Source organism: Sporosarcina sp. NCCP-2331 (assembly GCF_023707945.1).
Classification (GTDB): domain Bacteria; phylum Bacillota; class Bacilli; order Bacillales_A; family Planococcaceae; genus Sporosarcina; species Sporosarcina cascadiensis.
In genome coordinates, this window is sequence record NZ_BRCD01000007.1 from 80,762 (window position 1) to 101,954 (window position 21,193).

Below are 21,193 nucleotides of genomic sequence, written 5' to 3' on the forward strand. Positions count from 1 at the left end.
CTTACTGCACCTTTATTGTCTGCGATCACTACTCAAGTCATATTGAAACAGTCACTCGCCTAACGAGAAATGACACGGCAATAAAATAAAAGCCTAACCCTCTTTCTCTATTTGTAATTAGAGGATCGAGGGTTAAGCCTTTTTACAATCATTTTTGTATTTAGAACGTTTTAGTTTTTACGCTTTACTTCGATTCTGTAGCCGTCAGGATCAGTAACAAAGAAGTAAGAAGGTGTTTCACCAGAAAGTCCTCTCAATTCACCTGTTTCATAAGAAGAAGCTTTACAAATCTTGTGCATTTCTTCTAAATCATTTACTGTTACACCTAAATGACTGAAACCATCTCCTATAACATATGGATCTGCATCATAATTATAAGTAAGTTCTATTTGTACGGAAGAACCTGGTGAATTTAGATAGATTAAATCAAATTTATCTTCAGGGAATTCTCTGCGACTGGCTACCTCAAAATCAAAAAGCTCAGTATAAAAATCTAAAGTAGCATCAATGTCTCTAACACGTAAACAAATTTCAACGAGCACTTGGTCCATTTTATCAACCTCCGTAATTTTATTGATTTCATCTTATCATAGATACTATATAAGTACATTTGATTCGATTTATTAAAGTTCATCGCTATTTGAAATGGAGTTTACTAGGCGGAAATTAACCCAGTAATTGTTTTGAATTCCTTTTCTTCACTCCAACACCAATCCCCTTAGAAGTTATCACGGGCGCTGCGCAATTCGATAAAGTCCTCCAATGTATCCACTTGCAGAAAGAGGTTAATTTCCTTCTCCCTGCCGATCGTTGTCGGGAGTGTCGGTTCTCCTTTTGCACGCAATTCACGGACTTCTTCCAATCCCTTGAAAATCTTTTCATTATCCGGCTGCATATCGTGTGCAAAACGTAAATTAGTTTCGGTATACTCGTGGCCAGGATAAATGTTTATATCATCATCCAAGCGTTTAAATTTCTGCAAGGTTTCATATTGAGCTTCGTAATCACCGGTAAAAACTCGACCGCATCCTCCTGAAAACAAGGCATCCCCGCAAAAGAGATTATTTTCCATTAAAAAACTGATATGGCCATGTGTATGCCCGCCCGTTTCGAAGACATGAATAGTTTGGCCCAACAAGTTAAAAGTGTCCCCTTCCTCTACCACGCGATTCGGCAAGGCCTCCGTCTCTTTCGGTCCATAAATCTGAATTTCTGGATATCTCGCCATAATCTCCAGTACCCCGCCGGTATGGTCTTCATGCTTATGCGTTAAAAGAATGGCAGCCAAGCGAAGCTGCTTTTCTTCGAGGTAATCAAGGACACCATTCGCTGTGCCCGGATCAACCACAACTGCCTCTGTTTCTTCTTGAATGCACCATATATAATTATCAGTAAAGGCTTTGATTGAATGAATAATCAACTTACGATTCCTCCTTTTTTCATATATCTGATTTTCGGCTCCGAGACTAGTTTTCCCTCTTTCCGCTGAAAATTTTTAGTTTACCTTACTATCATAACATGCAAGGGTTGTTAACCAATTCTTTTTCCTATGGCGGCTCGTATGTGAAACTTGGGAAAACGCATGAGGCAAAATATTCAATCTTAAATGGTCAGAACTTCAGAGGCAGATGCCGGCTTAGGTGAAATATATAGAAAAAGAGTCTTATTCTCATATGAAAATAAGACTCTTTTTGTGTTTAATTTAGTATTGTGCCAGTGTACTGAACTAGTTGTATGATAAGCCTCTGTTGCTGTTTATACAAAGACTACTGCCTCTTTCGGAGTCGGCAGCTCAACGATCCGCTGAACTTCTTCGCCTTCGAGTGTCTCTTCTTTGTACAGCTCATTGACTAGCAGTTCAAATTGGTAGGTGTTTTCCGTAATTAGAGCTTCAGTCTTCTTAGCTGCTTGATCAAATAGCATGCGCATGCGTTCTTCTTTTTCGGCTTTATTGAAGATCAGAGAGAAACCATCTTGGAAAAGTCCGGTATCGACCATGCGTGTCAAAATATCTTTCGCCTGCTCGACATCACCGCCGACACCGATACTGTGCTCACCCAAGTATATGCGTTCCGCGATACCGCCGGCTAAAATCATGCTGACCTGATCGAGCAACTCGCTTGCCGTAGATAAATGCAGTTCCTTTTGAATCGGTGCTACATATCCAAGTGCCTGGCCGCGTGGAATAATCGTTGCTTTTCTGACAGAACCCGGCTTGGTCAAAGCCGCAATGATCGCGTGTCCTGATTCATGGATGGCAACCCGGCGTTTCGTCTCTGCATCGTTCAATGTACGTGCCGTATTTCCAAGAATCGTCCGGTCAATTGCGAAGTCGAGATCGTGCTTTTCAATTAATTTACGTCCTTCCCGGATTGCGCGGCGGCTCGCAGTTTCAAATAAACCGCTGATTTCCGCACCGGAGAATCCCGTTGTGCTGTCTGCCAAATTATCTAAAGAAGCAGCGACATTTGGTGCCAGTGTTTTGCCTTTTGTATGAATATCAATGATTTCCCGGCGGCCTTTTGTATCTGGCAATTGCACGTTGAAAGTGAAGTCGATCCGGCCGGGACGCAAGAAGGCATCGTCAAGCATGTCTTTTCTGTTTGTAGCTGCGATGAACAGCACGCCGTCATTGTCGTTGCCTCCGTCCAGTTGAACGAGAAGCTCCGTCAATGTTTTCTCGGCTTCATCGCCGCCATGTTCTTTCCGTTTTCCTGCCAGAGCATCTACTTCGTCAATAAAAATAACAGCTGGGCTCTGTTTGCGGGCATTTTGAAAAAGTGTGCGCACGCGGGAAGCCCCGACACCGACGAATAATTCAGTGAAAGCAGCACCGCTTGAAGAATAGAAGGCAGCGCCGATTTCTTTTGCCATAGCCTGCGCCAGCAAGGTTTTTCCTGTTCCGGGAGGTCCGTACAGCAAGATTCCTTTAGGCATAGAGATCCCCATTTCCTTGGCGTCTACCGGATGTTTGAAAATCTCCAACGTTTGCAGAATTTCGTCCTTCATTTCCTGAGGAAGCCCCCCGATATCGTCCAGTGTGATATCAGGCAGAGGTGTAGTTTTTGAAGCTTGATTTTTCATGCTTGAAGCCCCGATACTCAGCTTGCCCTTTTTATGCAAGATGAACAATGTCAGAAGGGCAGCGAGCACCAATCCACCGATAATCCAACCGCCTGCTGAACCGGCCGTTTCATATTGATAAGATATATTATACTTCTGTACAAGATCATCCACTAATGTACTTTGTGGACGCACCATCGTCAGATATGTTTTATTGTCGATCGTAACAGACAACTTGCCGTCAGCTGTTTCATTCAGCAGCAGAGCATTTCCTGATTGACTGGCAATCAGTTTTTCCATCTCCGCAAAAGAGACTTCTTGCCCTCCGGCTCCCTGTAAATAGTTCCATGTGACTCCTGCAGCGATTGCCGTGACAAAGAGGACAGCGACTAGTATCTTAGATGCTAATTTAGACATAGGCTTCAAGGTCGGCTCCAGCTCCTTTTAATAGATAACCAAAGTATAATGAATAATAGTAGTTTTGAACAGTATATAAACTGAAAAAATAGTTACAAATTAATTACATTGTGAGAAAATACCTAGCAAGCCAGCGATTTCATCTGTTGGAAATGAACCGTTAGTTTGCTGTAAGGGAAAAAGGAGAGTATGCAGTTTGAATATATTCATAAAAACTGCTGCCGCATGGGCAACAGTTTTATTTGGGCTGGATATCCTGGAGTATGCTGTAGCCATTATATACTTTCATTTTGGCGATAAGGCTGCCTTGTCGCGACAGGTCTTCGAGCTGCCCGCCTGTGTTTTCCGGTACGTAGAAGCGGTCAGGAAGGAAGTCGGCGTAGTAGATGGTTTCCGCACCGTTTATGCTGCCGCCGTATCGGTACATCTGTCCTTTTAAGAACACACCTCCGCCCGGCTTATCCGCAGTTACCGATTTCAATCCATATACGTCGCCTTCTTGCTGCAGTACAGCATAGACGATAACCTTTCCGTAAGACTGCGTTTTCAAATCCTTTAGCAGTGCCGGTTCAATGACATCTTCTTTAAACTCTTCCACAGCAAACTGCAGACGGACGTAATCACCGTATAAAATATCCCGCGGATCAACCGGAATGGTTTCAAGCACGACTGTTGTACCGGCATTCAGCGTCCACAAAGGTTTCCATGTCATAGATAACAAAAATAGAATGGGAATGATCAAAGCGATGAGGAATAAGTTTCGTTTATTCTTCATAACGTTTCACCGTCTCCCGTCTCGATTTTTCAAACCAGAATCCGAACCCGATCAGCAGTAATCCGCCAACGATGAAGAATAAGGATTTCGGCATGAAATCATACGTAATATCTGCATAATACCGGTAGATTAATGCACAAGTAATCAAAATTGCCGGCAAGCTGTCTTTTCTAAGGAAATAAATTAATAGAACAATGAATAAAGCGGTGAAGAGGTAAGGTGCAATATTTTCAAGCGGCAGCTCTCTCCAAGAAAACGGGAAAGTCAGCATGATGCCGGTTGCACCAAACAAGACAGAGCCGACCCATGATGACTCGGCCGCATAATGCCTGACGGGGGAGAGAGCCAGCAACAGCCCTACTGCAAAGATGATCATCATGGAAATCCATTCATCAACATGCCAAACTTCCAGCGAGTTGACGATAAACGCTGTTGCCAGCAAGACTGACATAACAAAAATGGATCCTTTTCTGCCCAATCTTTTCTCGTTCATCCAAAACAGTACAGGCAGCAGCAAGAGCAGCCAGTAAGGACCGAATCCGCCTGTTTCAAAGGCTGTAAAGCTATAAATAATTAAAAAGACACTGGCAAATACGGCGAGCAGCTGGTCTTTCAAATAATACGCAAGCGGCAGGATACCGACTGCCCATAAGAGAAAATCTGTATAGACGGCATGGTCCAAATGAAAGCTTTGACCGATCAAAAATATCCCGGCACCATAAATAGCTGCCCCGATGTAATACATGCTGCGGGAAGTCTTTTCGTAATTTTGTTCTAATTTATAGCCTGCAATGTAAGACAATATAAAGCTGATGAGAATGAATCCGAACTTAGCATATGGAGTAAGAGCGTTCCAATTGCCCGCGATGAAGCTCAGTATTCCTGCTCCTACTAATATAGCCCCGAAGACAAGCAGTAAGCGTACAAAATTTGCCGCACCTTTTGGTTCATAAAGTGCCAGGAAGTCCTGTGCGTTCTTTGAATCGAGCTTACCTTGCTGCTCGAGAAAAGTGAATTCTCTTTTCAGAAATGCGTACTCTGGCTTACTGATTTTTCTCTTCACTTCAACTGCCTCCTTTCAATTAGTTACTCATGAGACGTAATATATCATATGAAGTTACAACCATAGTATCGCTTATTTTTCTGAAATCTACAATTAAATAATTAGTAACTGGACACGAACTTCGGCATTGCACTGTATACGCTGCAGCTGCCGCGCGCCAAAAAGTCACCGGACCGCACGAAAAAGCGCCGGCAACGAACGGAAAATGAAAGCCAACGAACGAAAACACCGCAGGACCGCTCCAAACTAGCCGATAAGCGAACCAAAGCCGCTGCTCACCGTGCCATTCCTTCTAATCTATCAACACCTCATATATTTTTTTCAGAAAAATCATAATACATCTAAAGCCTACTTGACTAATAGGAATAATCATAATACAATAAAATTATCTTTTACAATAGTTGTCATCATAGTCAGTTTGGCTGCTGTCGATGAAACGGTGACAAAAGAGAATACTAAATTAGTAAGTGAGGGTGATAAATGTGGCGTTACAAGTAACGAACAGTCCTTTTAGTGAGGAACAGGTGGAGTTGCTGAACCGTCTGCTGCCGAGCATTACAGTAACACAGCAAAGCTGGCTGAGCGGCTATTTGACAGCTGTCAGCTCTGCATTAAATTCGGTTTCAGAGTCAGCCGGTACTACGGTCGCTGTATTGGAACGTCCGGTAATCGAAGTGCCGGCTGCAGTCAAAGAAGTGACCATACTTTTTGGCTCGCAAACAGGCAACGGACAGGGGATTGCGGAGCAGGCTGCATCTACCTTAAAAAAGCAGTCCTTTGAAGTAACACTCCAGTCAATGAGTGACTTCAAGCCAAATAATCTAAAGAAAATTGAGCATCTGCTGTTAGTCGTCAGTACACATGGCGAAGGTGATCCTCCTGATACCGCGCTGCCATTCTATGAATTTCTGCATGGCCGCAGAGCGCCGAAACTTGATCATCTTCAGTATTCCGTATTGGCACTCGGGGACAGCTCATATGAATTTTTCTGTAAGACCGGTGCGGATTTCGATCAGAAACTGGCGGAGCTGGGTGCGAAACCGCTTGCACCTCGTGTCGATTGTGATTTAGATTATGATGAGCCCGCTGCACAATGGCTGGCGGCGGTCGAGGTTGCTCTGCAAATTCATACGGGGGGACAGTCTGCAGCTGCCGGTCTGGCGGCTGAAACTGTTTCTTCAGCGCAATTCTCACGGACCAATCCTTTCCGTGCAGAAGTACTTGAAAATATAAACTTAAACGGACGCGGTTCAAATAAAGAAACCAGACATTTGGAATTGTCGCTGGAAGGTTCGGGACTCGAATATAAGCCGGGCGACAGTGTAGGAATTTTTCCTGAAAACAATTCCGAGTTAATTGATGAGATTATTAAGTTGGGGAATTGGAACGCGGATAAAACAGTGGAAATCAATGCGCAGGGGGAACGGCGGGCACTTCGCGCTGCCTTGCAGAATCACTTTGAAATTACTGTGCTGACGAAACCGCTGCTTGAAAAGTTGTCGCATTACTCTGAATCTGAACAGCTGAAAAGTCTTTTGCATGCAGATCAGCCAGAGGATCTGCGCAACTATGTGGAAGGCCGAGATCTGTTGGATGCTCTCAAAGATTTCGGGCCGGTATCTGCGAATGAACAGCATTTAGTCAGCATACTGCGGAAATTGCCTGCGCGGCTTTATTCGATTGCCAGCAGCTTTCAGGCCAATCCGGATGAAGTGCATCTGACGATTGGGACTGTAAGGTATGAAGCACATGGCCGGATCAGACAGGGAGTATGCTCGGTCCAATGTGCAGAAAATATAGAGCCCGGCGATAAGCTGCCCATCTATATACACAAAAATGATAACTTCCGGCTGCCTGAAAATCCCCGAACTCCGATTATCATGATCGGACCCGGCACAGGCATCGCCCCTTTCCGTTCATTTATTGAGGAACGAAGCGAAACGGGTGCAGAAGGGAAGTCCTGGCTGTTTTTCGGAGACCAGCATTACGTAACGGATTTTTATTATCAGACGGAATGGCAGAATTACGTGAAAGATGGCGTGCTGACACGCTTGGACGTGGCATTTTCCCGTGATTCAGCTGAAAAAGTATATGTTCAGCATCGAATGAAAGAATCAAGCAAGGAATTGTACCAGTGGATAGAAGAAGGCGCATCGGTCTATGTCTGCGGCGATGAGCAGAATATGGCGAAAGACGTTCATCACACGTTGCTGGAAATACTTCAGCAAGAGGGCGGCAAGTCGCTGGAAGAAGCGGAGCAATTTATAACGCAGCTGATCCAGGAAAAACGCTATCAGCGCGATGTGTACTAAACTTTCTGAAGGGGGAATGAGGCATGACGTCAACAACAAAATCAGTTCATATAAAAGATGGGCCGCCAAGTGATGTGGAAGAAATAAAAATCGAGAGTGATTACCTGCGCGGGAATCTGATTAATACGATGAAAGATTCTCTCAGTGCCGGGATTCCTGACGACGATAACCGTCTGATGAAGTTCCACGGCAGTTATTTGCAGGATGACCGTGATTTACGGAACGAACGCCAAAGACAGAAGCTGGAACCTGCATATCAATTTATGATTCGTGTGCGGACACCCGCAGGATTTGCAACTCCAAAACAATGGCTGGTGATGGATGAACTGGCACATAAATACGGCAACGGAACGCTGAAACTGACCACACGCCAGGCGTTTCAGATGCACGGGATTCTGAAATGGAATATGAAGAAGAATATCCAGGAAATGAATGATGCACTGCTTGATTCCATTGCGGCCTGCGGTGACGTTAACCGAAACGTGATGTGCAGCCCGAATCCCAATGAATCACCGGTCCATGCAGAAGTATATGAATGGTCGAAAAAGTTAAGCGAAGATTTGCTGCCGCAGACGAATGCCTACCATGAAATCTGGCTGGACGGTGAAAAAGTAGTCGACAGCACGGAAGAAACGGAGCCTATTTACGGCGCGACGTATTTGCCGCGTAAATTTAAAATCGGTATTGCTGTTCCGCCGATGAATGATGTGGATGTCTTCTCACAGGACATCGGTCTGATTGCTATCGTGGAAGATGGAAAGCTGGCGGGCTTCAACGTAGCGGTAGGCGGCGGGATGGGAATGGCGCACGGCGACGAACAGACGTATCCGCAGCTAGGCCGTTTGATTGGCTATATTCCGGCAGAGCAGACAGTGGAAGTCGCAAAACAGCTGATGATGATTCAGCGTGATTACGGTAACCGTTCTGTGCGGAAGTATGCGCGTTTCAAGTATACAATCGATTCAAGAGGCCTCGACTGGCTGACCAAAGAACTGCACAGCCGGTTGGGATGGGAACTGGAAGGGGTGCGGCCGTACCATTTTGATCATAACGGTGATCGTTATGGCTGGGTGAAAGCGGTGAATAATCGCTGGAATTACACCTTCTTCATTGAAAACGGCCGTGTGCGTGATACAGATAGTTATAAATTGATGACGGCGCTTCGGGAAATAGCGGAAATCCATACAGGAGATTTCCGGCTGAGCCCCAATCAAAACTTGGTGCTTGGTGATGTGACATCAGCGAATAAAAAGGAAATTGAAGCAATTATTGAAACATATCAATTGGAGAATCCGGCAGAACAGTCTGCACTGCGCCGAAGTTCGATGGCTTGTGTATCATTGCCGACATGCGGTCTGGCTATGGCGGAAGCGGAGCGGTATCTGCCTTCATTGATTACGAAGTTTGAAGGGTTGCTGGATGAAGCAGGTCTTGGTGATCAGGAAATCATTACACGCATGACCGGCTGCCCGAATGGCTGTGCACGGTCAGCGCTCGCGGAAATCGGCTTTATCGGCAAAGGCCCGGGTAAGTACAATATGTATTTAGGCGGCGGATTTGCAGGGGAACGATTGAGCAAAATCTATCGTGAGAATGTCGGAGAGAAAGAAATACTGGATGAATTACGGCCGATCCTGAACCGTTATGCAAAGGAAAGGGAGCAGGGAGAGCATTTCGGGGACTTTGTCATACGTGCGGGAATTGTTGCGGCGACGACAGACGGAACGAATTTTCATACGGTGTAATAAAAAAATACGAATAAGCCTCATGCAAAGTTTACGGGCATGAGGCTTTTTGATATTTTATATTCTTGAACAAGTAGAAATTTCTACTTTTGAAAAAAGTTCTTTTGTTAACTATTCTTGGGTCTGCACTAAAATCTGCTCTTAACAACTTGTCATGTATGCATTGCAAAATCATGTTGCAGTTTAAACCCGCTTCGGCGCTGGGGGATTGCCTTACGCTGTGAGCCAGCTGGCGAAAAACATGCCAGTTGGCTCACAGCAACGGCCGACCCCGCAGTTGCGCCTTCGCTGATGTAAGGAAAGTATAGCATGTTGCTTTTTTGCAGAGCGTGGATGTAGGTAATGGTGTAGCCGTTACTCGACTTTGCAAATACATTCAACACAAGAATCTAAGCCTCTGCAGAATGCTAAGTATTGCATGAAACGCCACACCTTACTTAATAAACTCAAACAGCATGCTCATACTGCCTGCTTACACAAATAAATTTGAAACACCAGCCAGTGGACCGAAGTGGAAGGCGGCGACTCGGGGAGGATCAGCCCGATAGGATGAGACAACTAAGGGGAGCGAAGCGACCAGTTGGCTCACCGAGGGCCCTCCCGAAAGCGTCCGCCTGAAACGCAGGGAAACGGTCTCATCCCCACTTACCATCCTATACTGCGCAATCACGGTCAAATCCACGAAATAGACTGTCAAGCACATGTTTTGGTGAAGAGCCGTTAATTATTCTTAAAAGGTTTCTGCGGATATAAGTCCCAGCTGACATTTTTGTTCATATAAATAACCGATAAGAGCCTGTCTGCTCTTACCGGCTAAATTGTTTCTGTTCGGAAGGAAAGGCGCGCTGCAGTTCATTCAGAAATGCCTGCCGTTCTTCATTATCATGCAGATAAATCGGTTCGATCACTTCTTTCAGCCACGCTCTGCGTTCTGTTCGCTCCATTATGTGCTTTTTGATATAACACCTTACATCCGCCAAAAAATCTACATACTCTTCATAACGTTCATCGTATTGCTCAGCAATCTCGCTTCGAATTTTCTTAGCCAATGAAGGACTGGCACCGCTCGTCGATACGCTGATCACGAGTTTCCCGCGTCTGGTGACTGCCGGAATCTGCGCACTGCCTAATGAAGGGTTGGAAGCATGAACAACCAACTTGCCGGCTTCTTTCAACTGAAGTGCCAGCCGGTCATTGACTGCTTCATTGTCCGTCACAAGCAAAGTCAGGAATGCATCTTTCACATCCTCCCATTCAACTTCTTTCTGAATGAGCTTCACTGTGCCTTTTTCAGCAAGCGTCAGCAGGGAAGGGTGGAAAGTCGGACTGATGACATTCGGGCAGATTCCAAACTGCTGCAAATTACGTACTTTATGAGAAGCAACCTGGCCTCCTCCGACTACTATGACGTTTGTTTCTTTCAAGTTTTCAAGCATGATAGGGAATATCAAGTCCACGCTTCCTTTCTGCCGCTTCATGGGCCCGTTCATTTAAAATTGTGCGAATGGCGGGATCATAGCCTAATTCATCGCATAGATGAATGACAGTTGCGGTCTCAAGTTTCTTCAGTGTACGTTTGATTGTTTTCAATAAAATTCCGGTGAATAACAGATACGGCAGGATGTACAGTTCAGCAGGACGCTCTTCTAATATTCTTACCAGTTCTTCTTCAAGATGCGGACTACATGCTGCCAAATAACCCACGTTGACATGCTGCAACCCAGTTTTTTCTTGAAACTGGCGCTTGATTACTGCGAAATCCTGCTTCGTTGCAGGATCACTGCTGCCGCGTCCGATTAATAAAACTTGTGCCTCTTCTGGTATCACTTCTGCCGTCTCATGCAGCCGTTCAATCAATACATCGACCATTCGCTCATCCACACCGATCGGATCACCATAATAGAGAGGGACATCCGGATAACAATCCATCACTTGCCGCAGCTCCCCGGGAATATCGACATTGGCATGGCCTGCCCGCAGTAACAGAAACGGAACTGCAACGATCTCTGTCGCTCCGCGTTCTATGCAGCTTGCGACACCTTGCGCAATTGATGGTTCCGCAAGTTCCAGGAAACAAGCTTCCTGTATCGGTGCACTGCCGGTTTCCATCGTTTTCTCAATGAACGCCAAAGCAGCCTGCTGTCCAGACTTCACGCGGCTGCCATGGCAAATATATAGGATGGCTCTCATACAATCGCCTCGTGTAATCGGCGCTCTTCAGCTGATTCCTCAAACCACTGCAGTTCATCCCGCAGACGGACGACTTCACCGATAATGATCATGCTCGGATTTCTGACATCCTCCCTGTGCGCTGTTTCCGTCATCGTCTGCAATGTGGCCGTTACTGTATTCTGCGTCTCCGTTGTGCCCCAATGAATGAAAGCGACCGGAGTATCAGGGTTTTTTCCGTGGCGGATCAGCTGTTCTGCAATATAGGGGAGATTGCTGACGCCCATATAGACGGCAAGTGTATCGATTCCTTTCGCAAGAGCTTCCCATTTGTCTTCTTCTTCGGCACCTTCCTTGCGGTGTCCTGTGACGATGGCGAAAGAGGCGCTGTAATCACGGTGTGTCACAGGAATTCCTGCATAGGCGGGGGCGGCAATTCCGGAAGTGATCCCCGGAACCACTTCAAATGGAATGTGGTGCTTAACGGCAAAAGCCGCTTCTTCACCGCCGCGTCCGAAAATAAAAGGGTCGCCGCCTTTTAATCTGACGACTTGTTTGCCCTGCATCGCATGCTGGACCAATAAAAAATTGATGGTATCCTGCTGAACGAAATAGTGCTTCGGCAATTTACCGCAAAAAATCAGTTCAGCGTCTGGTTTTGCATACTGCAAAATATCCTGGTTAATCAATCGGTCGTATAAAATTACATCAGCAAGCTCAATTGTCTTCACTGCTTTTACGGTCAGTAAGTCAGGGTCACCTGGACCTGCTCCGACCAGCCAAATCTTTCCCATTTCCTTCACTCCTCAGTCAATCCATTTATTTTTACGCAAATAGCTGATTAGCTGCTCTACACATTCATCAATTGTGAAGCGGTCTGTTTCCAATACCAATTCAGGTTGTACAGGAGCTTCGTAGGGGGAAGAGATGCCTGTAAATTCAGGAATCACTCCGGCACGCGCTTTTTCATACAGCCCTTTTGGATCCCGTTCCTCGCATGCTTCAAGAGGACAGCTGATATAGACTTCCACGAATTCATCCGCTTCAACGAGACGGCGGACACTGTCCCGGTCTTCCTGAAAAGGGGAAATGAAAGCTGTGAAAACAAGCTGTCCGCTGTCAATGAATAGCTTGGCGACTTCGCCGATTCGACGGATGTTTTCTTTGCGCGCCTCGTCTGAAAAACCGAGATCACTGTTCAGGCCGTGACGCACATTATCGCCATCCAACACATACGTATTCGCACCGAGATCATGCAGTTTGCGCGCGGCCGCATTGGCAATTGTCGATTTTCCCGATCCCGACAGCCCTGTGAAATACAGGACTGCACTGTGGTGACGGTTCCGTCTGCGCTGTTCTTCTTTCGTAACCAGCTGTTCATGCCAGACAATGTTTTTCGTCATCTTCTCTCTCCTCACTTCACCAGTTCTTTTTTCTTTAATCCTTTAATCAGTACATCGACTACTTCTTTGCGGCTGAATTCAGGCGGAGGCAGTACTCCGTCTTTCAGCATCTCCCGTACTTTCGTCCCCGATAGAATCACGTGATGTTCACTGGAATGCGGGCAAGTTTTCGGCGTGGCCATATTACCGCATGAATTACAGTAGAAACTGTGCTCGAAGAACAGTAGCGTAATGCCGATTTCCTCCGCAGTAAAATTCGAGAAAATTTCCTGTGCTTCATAAGTGCCGTAATAATCGCCGACTCCCGCATGATCACGGCCGACAATGAAATGTGTACAGCCGTAATTTTTTCGGACTATCGCATGGAAAATAGCTTCGCGAGGTCCTGCGTAGCGCATAGCAGCAGGGAAGACGGCTAGCTTCACGCGGTCTTCCGGATAATAATCCCGCAGCAGCACTTGATAGCTTTCCATCCGCACGTCTGCGGGAATGTCATCGGACTTCGTTTCGCCGACCAGCGGATTCAGCAGCAGGGCATCCACGATTTCCAGCGCGGTTTTCTGGATATACTCATGTGCGCGGTGAACCGGGTTGCGTGTCTGGAAACCGACAACCTTCTTCCAGTCGTTTGCTTTAAACGCTTCGCGGGTCTCTGCTGGATCAAAATAGAATTCTGCAAAGTTTTTCTGTTCAATTCTTTTAATCAGTTTAATAGGCCCGCCAAGATAGATGTGCCCGCGTTCTAGTAACTTTGCGACTCCGGGGTGCTGCCGGTCAGCTGTTTTATATACTTTTACTGCTTCTGCCTCTTGATCTGGTTCGAAAATATCTTCTATAGTCAGCGTGCCGTATATATCTCCTTCATATTCCAGTAGCACGGTATCACCTAGAGTAAATAAAGAAGCATCTTTTACAGGCAGTGTAATCGGCAGGCTCCAGACCGTTCCGTCCCCTAATCTGATATTGTCGACAACAGATTGATAGTCAGCTGAGGTCAAAAATCCTGTCAGCGGGCTGTAGGCACCGGTCGCAATCAATTCCAGATCACTTACTGATGTCGCATCTATCGAAACCGTTTTATTCAGATCTTCAATTGAAAGAGCAGGATCAAATAAGTTCACTAATGTACCGCCGTGCGCTTGAATATTTGTCATGTATAACACCTATCCTTTTAATATAATTAGTCTTATCAAGTTACTTGGTTTTAAAAGCAAAAAAATTTATTCCGTGTGCAGACCACATTCAGTTTTACCGCTTCCTGTCCAGCGTCCCGACCGCAAGTCTTCCTCCGTGAAAGCCGGCTTTGTACAATTCTCACATCCTATGCTCGGAAAACCTTGATCGTGCAGGACATTATAATCGAGCTGATGTTTATGGACAAAACGCCAGACATCTTTCCATGTCCAATGAATGAGCGGGCATACCTTGATTTTTTTAAAACGCCGGTCTAGATTTATATACTCCGTCGCTTTTCTCGTTTCGGACTGCTCTCTTCGCAATCCTGATATCCAGGCCGCAGAAGGGGAGAGCGCCTTTTCTAAAGGCTGAATCTTGCGAAGGTCACAGCATTTATTCGGCTCCGTTTTCCATAGATCCGCTCCGAATCTTTTAGACTGCTCTTCTATCGTTAAATCAGGCTGCTGCAAATGAATATGAAGGAGTGGATAACGCTTTCTCACTTTTTCAATCGTTTCATAAGTTTCTTTAAAATGATAGTTGGTGTCCAGAAAAATAATGTCAGCATCCGGCCTTACACGTGAAATCAGTTCCAGCAATACGATTCCTTCAATACCGAAGCTGCAGGCATAGACAAGATCGTCACCGTAATGATCGTATGCCCACTTCAGAACTTCTGAAGCACCTTTCGTTTCAGTATCCTTTGGGAAAACAGGCAGCTCAGACGTTTCATCCCACGTTTCAAACGTGACCATTATATCCCCTCACTCGCTTATAAGATTTCCCTAAGTTTAACAGATAATTAAAAATAGTCAATGCAAATTAGAATAGTCGGGTATAAGAAAAGTCTGATAATAATTATTAATTGTTTTTACTTTTCATGTCAATTCTCTATTGGTATACTAAAAGGCAGAAGCAATCCATTCTAACTAAAGGAAAGAGTGTGCACCGAATGGGCCGTAAATGGAATAATATTAAAGAAAAGAAAGCGTCTAAAGATGCGAATACAAGCAGAATCTATGCGAAGTTTGGCCGCGAAATCTATGTGGCGGCAAAGTCTGGAGATCCAAGCCCTGAATCTAATCAAGCGCTGAAGTTCGTACTGGAGCGTGCTAAAACATACAGTGTCCCAAAGGCCATCATTGACCGGGCTATCGAAAAAGCGAAAGGCGGCGGCGATGAAAACTTCGACGAACTTCGTTATGAAGGTTTCGGAGTTAACGGGGCAATGGTCATTGTGGATGCGCTGACTAACAATGTGAACCGTACTGCATCTGAAGTACGCGCGGCATTTGGTAAAAACGGAGGAAACATGGGGGTCAGCGGATCCGTTGCCTATATGTTCGATCCGTCTGCAGTCATCGGAATTGAAGGGAAGTCAGCCGACGATGTGCTGGAGCTGATGCTCGAAGCGGACGTAGATGTCCGTGATATCGAGGAACATGACGGGCAGGTTGTCGTCTATGCGGAGCCGTCTCAATTCCATGAAGTCCAGGAAGCATTCCGTCAGGCCGGGGTAACGGACTTTACCGTCGCTGAATTGACAATGCTTGCGCAGAATGAAATTTCATTGGATGAAGAATCACAGGCGCAGTTTGAGAAAATGATCGATGCAATTGAGGATCTGGAAGATGTGCAGCAAGTCCACCATAATGTAGATTTAGCATAAAAAAGCAGCTTGCCTGAATTGAATCATCAGGCAGCTGCTTTTTGTTAATCTTTACGTATTACGTTTGAGCTCTTCACCAGACAATCTTACAGAAGGGGTAAGTAGGGAGGATACCGTTTCCCTGCGTTCCAGGCGGACGCTTTCCGGAGGGCCCTCGGTGAGCCAACTGGTCGCTTCGCTCCCTTTAGTTGTCTCATCCTATCGGGCTGATCCTCCCGGAGTCGCCGCCTTCCACTCCGGTACACTGGCTTGGTTTTCAATACTATTTATGTGTCTGGCAGTACGAACATACTATTTGAGATAATTACGATAGGTAAGGCATTTCATGCATTACTTATTATTCTGCAAAGCTGAGATTCCTGTGATCAATGCATTTGCAAAGTCGAAAAGCGGAACCATGCAAACTAATTCATACTCTGCAAAAAATCAAGACATTGTACTTTTCCAACACCAGCGAAGGCGCAACTGCGGGGTCGGCCGTTGCTGGGAGACTGCTGGCACGTTCTTCGCCAGTAGGCTCGTAGCGTAAGGCAATCCCCCAGCGCCGAAGCGGATTTAAACTGCAAACACATACCTAATCCAAACCTCCTGCAAAGTCGAGTAACGGAGCTATACTAACTAAACACGCGCTATGCAAAAAAAACAGCATGTCATACTGCAGTACGATTTCTGCAAATACGTACATGACAAACTGTTAAGAATAGAATTTAGTACAGATACCATGTTTGTAAATGAATTATTTATTCATGTAAGCTTTGATTTCTGCTTCTGACATGGATGAATCGCATTTAACGTTTACCGCATCACCATTTGTATAGATGAAACCGGGCACTGTTGGAATATTGTATTCTTTACGGAAAGCTGTAATACCTTCCATATCGGAGTTTTCTACACTATTCACATAGTAGATATGAGTATCCGTTTCTTCCGCAACTTTTTTTAGTTTGCCAACAAATGTTTGACAAAAAGGGCAGACAGACTTGCCGATATAGATGACTGCTTCGCCTTCACCTTTCACCAGTTCCTGTGCTTTTTCAGAATCAATTTTATCAAAACCAGCTACATTTTCTTCGTAAGTAGTAAACATTGCTCAATCTCCTTTCTCTATAAGTTTCAGTATAACGTACTGTGCAAATGACCAGAAAAGTTATGCTTATCATTATAACTGTTCTCAATAAATCCTCTGCTGCATACACAGTAGTATCTATTGTTTTTGTTCTTTATCTTAAAATCCCGTCTGCTTCGGGGATATTTTCTATGTCAAGCGCATTCATTTTACAGAAGTGTTCCAGAAACCGCTCTGCTTCTTTGATTTGCTCTTCATCCTTTTTTATGGAAATAATGTCCTGAAGAATTTGGGCAGTCCAAATATTATCGAAGTAACGGAATTTACCAGAATTCCATGAAGCGCGTTCAGGATAGTTCTTATTTACGTAATAATTCCAGAACGGCATTTGCTCTGCTTCCTGATCGGTAAGCCGAATTCTAAATTCCGCATCTGAAGCGACCATTCCGTCGGCACCAAGATTGCCGGAAAAGGTATCATCTACCATGAAGATTCCGTGAATCAGCCTTTCTGTTTCTAATTGATCTGAACCCCGCACAGTTAGAATGCTTGCACTGTTTGCACTCAAGCGGGCCACTCTGTTCGGCTGTCCTTTATTTTTCCCGCTTTGAATGCTGCCGGTTGATACTTGCCAGTCGGTAAATATATCTGATTGCTCTTCTTCGTCCATCCAGAAAACAATTTGTGAGCTTTCATGAATCTTGTGGTTCTTTAATTTTTCTCTGCGCTGGTGCTCCAGCATCTGATATTCTTTTTCTTTTTTACGTTCCTTTTCAAGTACCTTTTCTTCAGCTTTTCTTTTCACGAAGAATTCCTCTAACGACTTTGCAATACTGCGATCATTTAACGTAATGAAATTCTCGAAAGCATCAGGATAAACAAACTTTTTTAGATTCTTATTAAAATCCACAGTGATGACCGAATCCTCATGACCCACAATACTTCCTTCACCAAACACGTTATGAGTAATTTCTTCATTAATTAAATTCACTAAATGAACTCCTCCTGTAAATATTTTTTTGACAGTTACTACTTTCTGTACAGCCTGCCTTTAAAGAACCGTTTACTTAAATGGAAACAAACAAATTCTTAAATTAAAAAAACGCTCTTAGTCCCCCTGGAACAAGTGCGCAGTCTTATCGAATGCTGGCATAATTACTGTTATGTATAAAGAATACCATAAAATCTGAAATTTCTCAAATTTTTGGTTGACATGGATCATTTATTTATCGTACAATGTAAGATTTTAATTTGTAATAGGGGTGTAAATCGGTCTCAAAATTAAAGCAGCTGCCAATTAAGTTCAGGCAGCTGCTTTTGCTGAATAAGGTAATAGTGCTTTACAAATCAGAAGTATCAACTGTTACACCGCGTTCAGCAAATACTTTTTTGGCTACTGTTAACGCACCCAGCACGCTCGGAAATCCGACATAAGGGATGAGGTGCATGATACAGCCAACAATTTCTTCAGGCTTCAATCCAACTGTGAGTCCTGTCTTAATATGCATCTCAATCTGCGGTTTGCCTTGGGCAACAAGTGCTGTAATAGTAGTCAGTACTTTTTGTTTATTGTCCAATCCCGGACGTGAATAAATTTCTCCAAAGGCAAATTCAACAACATACTTGCTTAGATCGGGCGCAATATCTTTAAATCCTTCACCAATATCCATCTCGCCGGTTGGGTTGTCATCACTTGATGCAGTAAGTTCCTTCAGTTTCTCCAGTCCTGCCTGATAACGATCATCTGCCATTTTTACATACCTCCCTGGTAGTGTATTCTCGTTTTATTGTAGCAAAACAAACAGACGCGCGCTTATAAATAACAGCCGATTCAGAATACTGTTCATATTTACTGCAGTATTTAACGCATCACTTTTGCAATTAATTTACTAATACGCTCCATGTATCTGCAGGTTCAGCGGCTGACTTCATATGTTCCGGCGAGAAGACAAACGACCAGGGAGTTGCTGTATACGGGGGGATCTCAAGGGACAGCGAGAAGCGTTCATGAGCCATAGTCTCTCCAAGTTCATTTATTAAATGGGCGGTAATTACGCGTAATGAAAGCGGAACAGAACTATTATTTTGCAAAAACACCGTTGCCACAAGACCGCCGTTGCGCTTTTTCTTTAGAAGGATAGGGCTTGCCGTAAATCCTCCCTTAATTAGATCTTTCCTGCTATATTGCTGGATAAAAGTTTGTTTCTGCTGATCGGACAAGGTGTCTTCCCATGTCTTTTCAAATATAACCTGCATAGCCCCGACCTCCTTTATTCGTTTCTTTTCCCTTAATGCTGATATTTTAGTCCTAGTAATTTCTTCTAATGATTTGACGGCTTTGCAAGCAGGCAAGTTTCACAAATTAGATTTCATTCTCATTACATTCTTCCGCGTGCCGGCTGAATGGGCATTGGGAATGATGTATACTTTAATATGCATAAAAAATATGAATCGGGGAGAGATTGACATGATACGAGTTTTATTTGTTTGTCTGGGAAACATCTGCCGGTCTCCTATGGCAGAAGGGGTCTTCAGAAAAATGGCGGCTGATGAACAATTAGCCGATCAAATCGAAGTGGACTCAGCGAGTACAAGTGATTGGCATGTTGGCAAACCGCCGCATCAGGGGACTCTATCCAAACTGAAGGAATATAAAGTATCCTCTGAAGGAATGGCAGGACGCCAATTAACGAAGGAGGATGCGGAAGGATTTGATTATATCATCGGTATGGATGCGGAGAATATCGCAAATATTTGTGAACGATTCGAAAATGCCGATCATCCGCGAATTATTCGGTTTTTAGATTTGACGAGTCACCAAAAAGACTTGCCTGACCCGTACTTTACAGGTGATTTCCAAGAAACCTATGATCTGGTTTTGGAAGGCTGTCAGTCATTGCTGGAACTTATTAAGAAAGAGGAATTCGCAAAATGAATATTTATATTTTACATGAAGATCAAAGCCGCCACAGGTTTATCCTTGGGTTTGGAATGACCAAAATGTAGTCTATAAAACTTATAGCTAGTGAGGGATGACAGTTTCTTGACTTACGATTTCGAGACATCTACACTTAAATGGAAAAACGTCTGCTGGAGGAATTTATGAGTAAGCATCCTTTTATTCCGATTATCGTCGGAACGAATATTAACGCGTACAATATGGCTATATCATTTCATGAAGAATATCAGATCAAACCCGTAATTGTAGGTAGAGAACCGCTGCCGTTTACAAGCTACAGCACGATCACGGATATCCAGGAATTGAACCGCGGCCTGCATGATCCGAAAGTGTTTGTCGAGTTTTTGCGTGAAGTGGCAAAGAAATACAGAACGGACGGTCAAAAGCTGATTTTGATAGGTACGGACGATTTATATGTGCGCCTGATCATTGAACAGCACGAGCAGTTGAAGGAAGATTTTCTGTTCAATTATATTGACGAAGAAGTCATGAACGCAGTGTACATTAAAAAGAATTTCTATGAACTGTGTGCAGCTCATGGGATCGATACACCGTCTACCTATTTTCATTCCTGTTTATCGGATGAACCATTTACGGAACATGTACTGTTTCCTGTAATCATTAAGCCGAGTGACGGAGTGCAGTATTACCGCCACCCGTTCGAAGGGCTTCAGAAAATCTATAAAGTGGATACATATGAAGAAGTCAACCGCATTATTCAAATGGTGAAAGCGAGCGGTTATACAGAAGATCTGATCATCCAGGATTTCATTCCGGGAGATGATACGTATATGTGGGATGCAGTCTACTACGCGGATCAGCATGGCAAGCCGCAGCTGATTACATTTGCGCAGGTCGTCCTGCAAGAACGCGCCATGACAGCGATTGGTAACTATACAGCGCTCATTACACGATTTAATGAAGAAGTTATGACGAAACTTGCCAAGTTCCTGGAAGCAGTCGGCTATGTCGGCTACGGTAATTTTGATTTGAAATATGATGAGCGCGACGGCAAGTTCAAAGTATTTGAAGTGAACATCAGACAGGGACGCTCGAGCTACTACATCACACAGTGCGGGGAGAATATGGCGAAGTACTTAGTGGATGATTTAGTTTACGGAAAAGAGAAACCGTTGAAATACCTTGATGATCATTTCTTATTCACAGTCGTACCGAAAGCGGTTCTGAAAAAGTTCGTCGACAACCCGCCGATTGAAAAAGAGATCCGTTCGCTTCTAAAAGCAGGGAAGTACGGCAATCCGCTGTTTTACAAAAAAGATCCGCATATGAAACGCAAATTATACTTGCTGATGAGACAGATTAATTACTATAAAAAGTATAAGAATTCTACAGACTGAAAAAACACATCTCCGCGT

General features: G+C 44.4%; 20 protein-coding genes. 5 read left to right on the forward strand and 15 right to left on the reverse strand.

Annotated elements, in window-relative coordinates; translation table 11 throughout:
• Positions 1-170 precede the first annotated feature (170 nt).
• The 5 genes from gloA to NCCP2331_RS05840 all read right to left on the reverse strand — a co-directional run bounded on the left by gloA (position 171) and on the right by NCCP2331_RS05840 (position 5,318).
• Positions 171-551: a lactoylglutathione lyase gene (gloA, locus tag NCCP2331_RS05820; protein WP_251669196.1), complete on the reverse strand. Its 381-nt coding sequence runs from the start codon at positions 549-551 to the stop codon at positions 171-173.
• 167 nt (positions 552-718) lie between these two features.
• Positions 719-1,420 carry a hydroxyacylglutathione hydrolase gene (gene gloB / locus NCCP2331_RS05825; RefSeq protein WP_251669198.1) on the reverse strand — a complete coding sequence of 234 codons (702 nt, stop codon included), beginning with the start codon at positions 1,418-1,420 and terminating at the stop codon, positions 719-721.
• Between the two features lie 335 nt (positions 1,421-1,755).
• Entirely contained in the window at positions 1,756-3,489 is a 1,734-nt protein-coding gene (locus NCCP2331_RS05830) for an AAA family ATPase (RefSeq protein ID WP_376776800.1), read from the reverse strand.
• Between the two features lie 229 nt (positions 3,490-3,718).
• Entirely contained in the window at positions 3,719-4,255 is a 537-nt protein-coding gene (locus NCCP2331_RS05835) for a GDYXXLXY domain-containing protein (RefSeq protein WP_251669200.1), read from the reverse strand.
• Positions 4,245-5,318, reverse strand: coding sequence for a DUF2157 domain-containing protein (locus NCCP2331_RS05840; RefSeq protein WP_251669202.1), 1,074 nt, complete (start codon positions 5,316-5,318; stop codon positions 4,245-4,247). Before NCCP2331_RS05840 ends, NCCP2331_RS05835 begins: the two co-directional genes overlap by 11 nt.
• Positions 5,319-5,800: 482 nt before the next feature.
• On the opposite strand from NCCP2331_RS05840, the gene NCCP2331_RS05845 reads away from it, so the two are divergent.
• Both NCCP2331_RS05845 and cysI read left to right on the forward strand, forming a co-directional pair.
• Positions 5,801-7,630 (forward strand): assimilatory sulfite reductase (NADPH) flavoprotein subunit, encoded by a 1,830-nt coding sequence (locus NCCP2331_RS05845; RefSeq protein WP_251669205.1) that lies wholly within the window; start codon positions 5,801-5,803, stop codon positions 7,628-7,630.
• A 23-nt stretch (positions 7,631-7,653) separates the two neighbouring features.
• The gene (cysI, locus tag NCCP2331_RS05850; RefSeq protein WP_251669206.1) at positions 7,654-9,375 is read left to right on the forward strand and encodes an assimilatory sulfite reductase (NADPH) hemoprotein subunit; all 1,722 of its coding nucleotides are present in this window, start codon (positions 7,654-7,656) and stop codon (positions 9,373-9,375) included.
• Positions 9,376-10,181: 806 nt separating this feature from the next.
• Here cysI and NCCP2331_RS05855 read toward each other — a convergent pair.
• The 6 genes from NCCP2331_RS05855 to NCCP2331_RS05880 form a co-directional block, all read right to left on the reverse strand.
• Positions 10,182-10,826, reverse strand: coding sequence for an NAD(P)-dependent oxidoreductase (locus NCCP2331_RS05855; RefSeq protein WP_251669208.1), 645 nt, complete (start codon positions 10,824-10,826; stop codon positions 10,182-10,184).
• Positions 10,804-11,565, reverse strand: coding sequence for a sirohydrochlorin chelatase (locus tag NCCP2331_RS05860; protein ID WP_153722140.1), 762 nt, complete (start codon positions 11,563-11,565; stop codon positions 10,804-10,806). Before NCCP2331_RS05860 ends, NCCP2331_RS05855 begins: the two co-directional genes overlap by 23 nt.
• Positions 11,562-12,338 (reverse strand): uroporphyrinogen-III C-methyltransferase, encoded by a 777-nt coding sequence (gene cobA / locus NCCP2331_RS05865; protein WP_251669211.1) that lies wholly within the window; start codon positions 12,336-12,338, stop codon positions 11,562-11,564. The genes NCCP2331_RS05860 and cobA overlap by 4 nt, the downstream gene beginning before the upstream one ends.
• A gap of 12 nt (positions 12,339-12,350) precedes the next feature.
• Entirely contained in the window at positions 12,351-12,947 is a 597-nt protein-coding gene (gene cysC, locus NCCP2331_RS05870) for an adenylyl-sulfate kinase (RefSeq protein ID WP_251669213.1), read from the reverse strand.
• A gap of 11 nt (positions 12,948-12,958) precedes the next feature.
• The gene (gene sat / locus NCCP2331_RS05875) at positions 12,959-14,101 is read right to left on the reverse strand and encodes a sulfate adenylyltransferase (RefSeq protein WP_251669215.1); all 1,143 of its coding nucleotides are present in this window, start codon (positions 14,099-14,101) and stop codon (positions 12,959-12,961) included.
• A 66-nt stretch (positions 14,102-14,167) separates the two neighbouring features.
• Positions 14,168-14,878, reverse strand: a complete 711-nt coding sequence (locus NCCP2331_RS05880) for a phosphoadenylyl-sulfate reductase (RefSeq protein ID WP_251669217.1) — start codon at positions 14,876-14,878, stop codon at positions 14,168-14,170.
• Positions 14,879-15,075: 197 nt separating this feature from the next.
• On the opposite strand from NCCP2331_RS05880, the gene NCCP2331_RS05885 reads away from it, so the two are divergent.
• Positions 15,076-15,792, forward strand: a complete 717-nt coding sequence (locus NCCP2331_RS05885) for a YebC/PmpR family DNA-binding transcriptional regulator (protein WP_153722135.1) — start codon at positions 15,076-15,078, stop codon at positions 15,790-15,792.
• A gap of 736 nt (positions 15,793-16,528) precedes the next feature.
• Here NCCP2331_RS05885 and NCCP2331_RS05890 read toward each other — a convergent pair.
• The 4 genes from NCCP2331_RS05890 to NCCP2331_RS05905 form a co-directional block, all read right to left on the reverse strand.
• Positions 16,529-16,879 (reverse strand): DUF6568 family protein, encoded by a 351-nt coding sequence (locus NCCP2331_RS05890; protein WP_153722134.1) that lies wholly within the window; start codon positions 16,877-16,879, stop codon positions 16,529-16,531.
• Positions 16,880-17,012: 133 nt separating this feature from the next.
• On the reverse strand, positions 17,013-17,849 hold the full coding sequence (locus tag NCCP2331_RS05895; RefSeq protein ID WP_251669219.1) for a malate synthase: 837 nt from the start codon (positions 17,847-17,849) through the stop codon (positions 17,013-17,015).
• A gap of 349 nt (positions 17,850-18,198) precedes the next feature.
• A complete protein-coding gene (locus tag NCCP2331_RS05900) occupies positions 18,199-18,609 on the reverse strand; it encodes a carboxymuconolactone decarboxylase family protein (RefSeq protein ID WP_153722132.1) in 411 nt (136 codons plus the stop codon).
• 130 nt (positions 18,610-18,739) lie between these two features.
• Positions 18,740-19,114: an SLAP domain-containing protein gene (locus tag NCCP2331_RS05905; RefSeq protein WP_251669221.1), complete on the reverse strand. Its 375-nt coding sequence runs from the start codon at positions 19,112-19,114 to the stop codon at positions 18,740-18,742.
• Positions 19,115-19,325: 211 nt separating this feature from the next.
• Here NCCP2331_RS05905 and NCCP2331_RS05910 point away from each other — a divergent pair, with 211 nt between their 5' ends.
• Together NCCP2331_RS05910 and NCCP2331_RS05915 are read left to right on the forward strand one after the other, a co-directional pair.
• A complete protein-coding gene (locus tag NCCP2331_RS05910) occupies positions 19,326-19,793 on the forward strand; it encodes a low molecular weight protein-tyrosine-phosphatase (protein ID WP_251669223.1) in 468 nt (155 codons plus the stop codon).
• 167 nt (positions 19,794-19,960) lie between these two features.
• On the forward strand, positions 19,961-21,175 hold the full coding sequence (locus NCCP2331_RS05915; protein WP_251669225.1) for a carboxylate--amine ligase: 1,215 nt from the start codon (positions 19,961-19,963) through the stop codon (positions 21,173-21,175).
• Positions 21,176-21,193 lie beyond the last annotated feature (18 nt).

Bases quoted from the DNA above. Each gene is read 5' to 3' on its own strand.
- gloA (WP_251669196.1), bottom strand. From the start codon at position 551: ATGGACCAAGTGCTCGTTGAAATTTGTTTACGTGTTAGAGACATTGAT.
- NCCP2331_RS05835 (WP_251669200.1), bottom strand. From the start codon at position 4,255: ATGAAGAATAAACGAAACTTATTCCTCATCGCTTTGATCATTCCCATT.
- cysI (WP_251669206.1), top strand. From the start codon at position 7,654: ATGACGTCAACAACAAAATCAGTTCATATAAAAGATGGGCCGCCAAGT.
- NCCP2331_RS05860 (WP_153722140.1), bottom strand. From the start codon at position 11,565: ATGAGAGCCATCCTATATATTTGCCATGGCAGCCGCGTGAAGTCTGGA.
- cobA (WP_251669211.1), bottom strand. From the start codon at position 12,338: ATGGGAAAGATTTGGCTGGTCGGAGCAGGTCCAGGTGACCCTGACTTA.
- cysC (WP_251669213.1), bottom strand. From the start codon at position 12,947: ATGACGAAAAACATTGTCTGGCATGAACAGCTGGTTACGAAAGAAGAA.
- sat (WP_251669215.1), bottom strand. From the start codon at position 14,101: ATGACAAATATTCAAGCGCACGGCGGTACATTAGTGAACTTATTTGAT.
- NCCP2331_RS05880 (WP_251669217.1), bottom strand. From the start codon at position 14,878: ATGGTCACGTTTGAAACGTGGGATGAAACGTCTGAGCTGCCTGTTTTC.
- NCCP2331_RS05885 (WP_153722135.1), top strand. From the start codon at position 15,076: ATGGGCCGTAAATGGAATAATATTAAAGAAAAGAAAGCGTCTAAAGAT.
- NCCP2331_RS05890 (WP_153722134.1), bottom strand. From the start codon at position 16,879: ATGTTTACTACTTACGAAGAAAATGTAGCTGGTTTTGATAAAATTGAT.
- NCCP2331_RS05900 (WP_153722132.1), bottom strand. From the start codon at position 18,609: ATGGCAGATGATCGTTATCAGGCAGGACTGGAGAAACTGAAGGAACTT.
- NCCP2331_RS05905 (WP_251669221.1), bottom strand. From the start codon at position 19,114: ATGCAGGTTATATTTGAAAAGACATGGGAAGACACCTTGTCCGATCAG.
- NCCP2331_RS05910 (WP_251669223.1), top strand. From the start codon at position 19,326: ATGATACGAGTTTTATTTGTTTGTCTGGGAAACATCTGCCGGTCTCCT.
- NCCP2331_RS05915 (WP_251669225.1), top strand. From the start codon at position 19,961: ATGAGTAAGCATCCTTTTATTCCGATTATCGTCGGAACGAATATTAAC.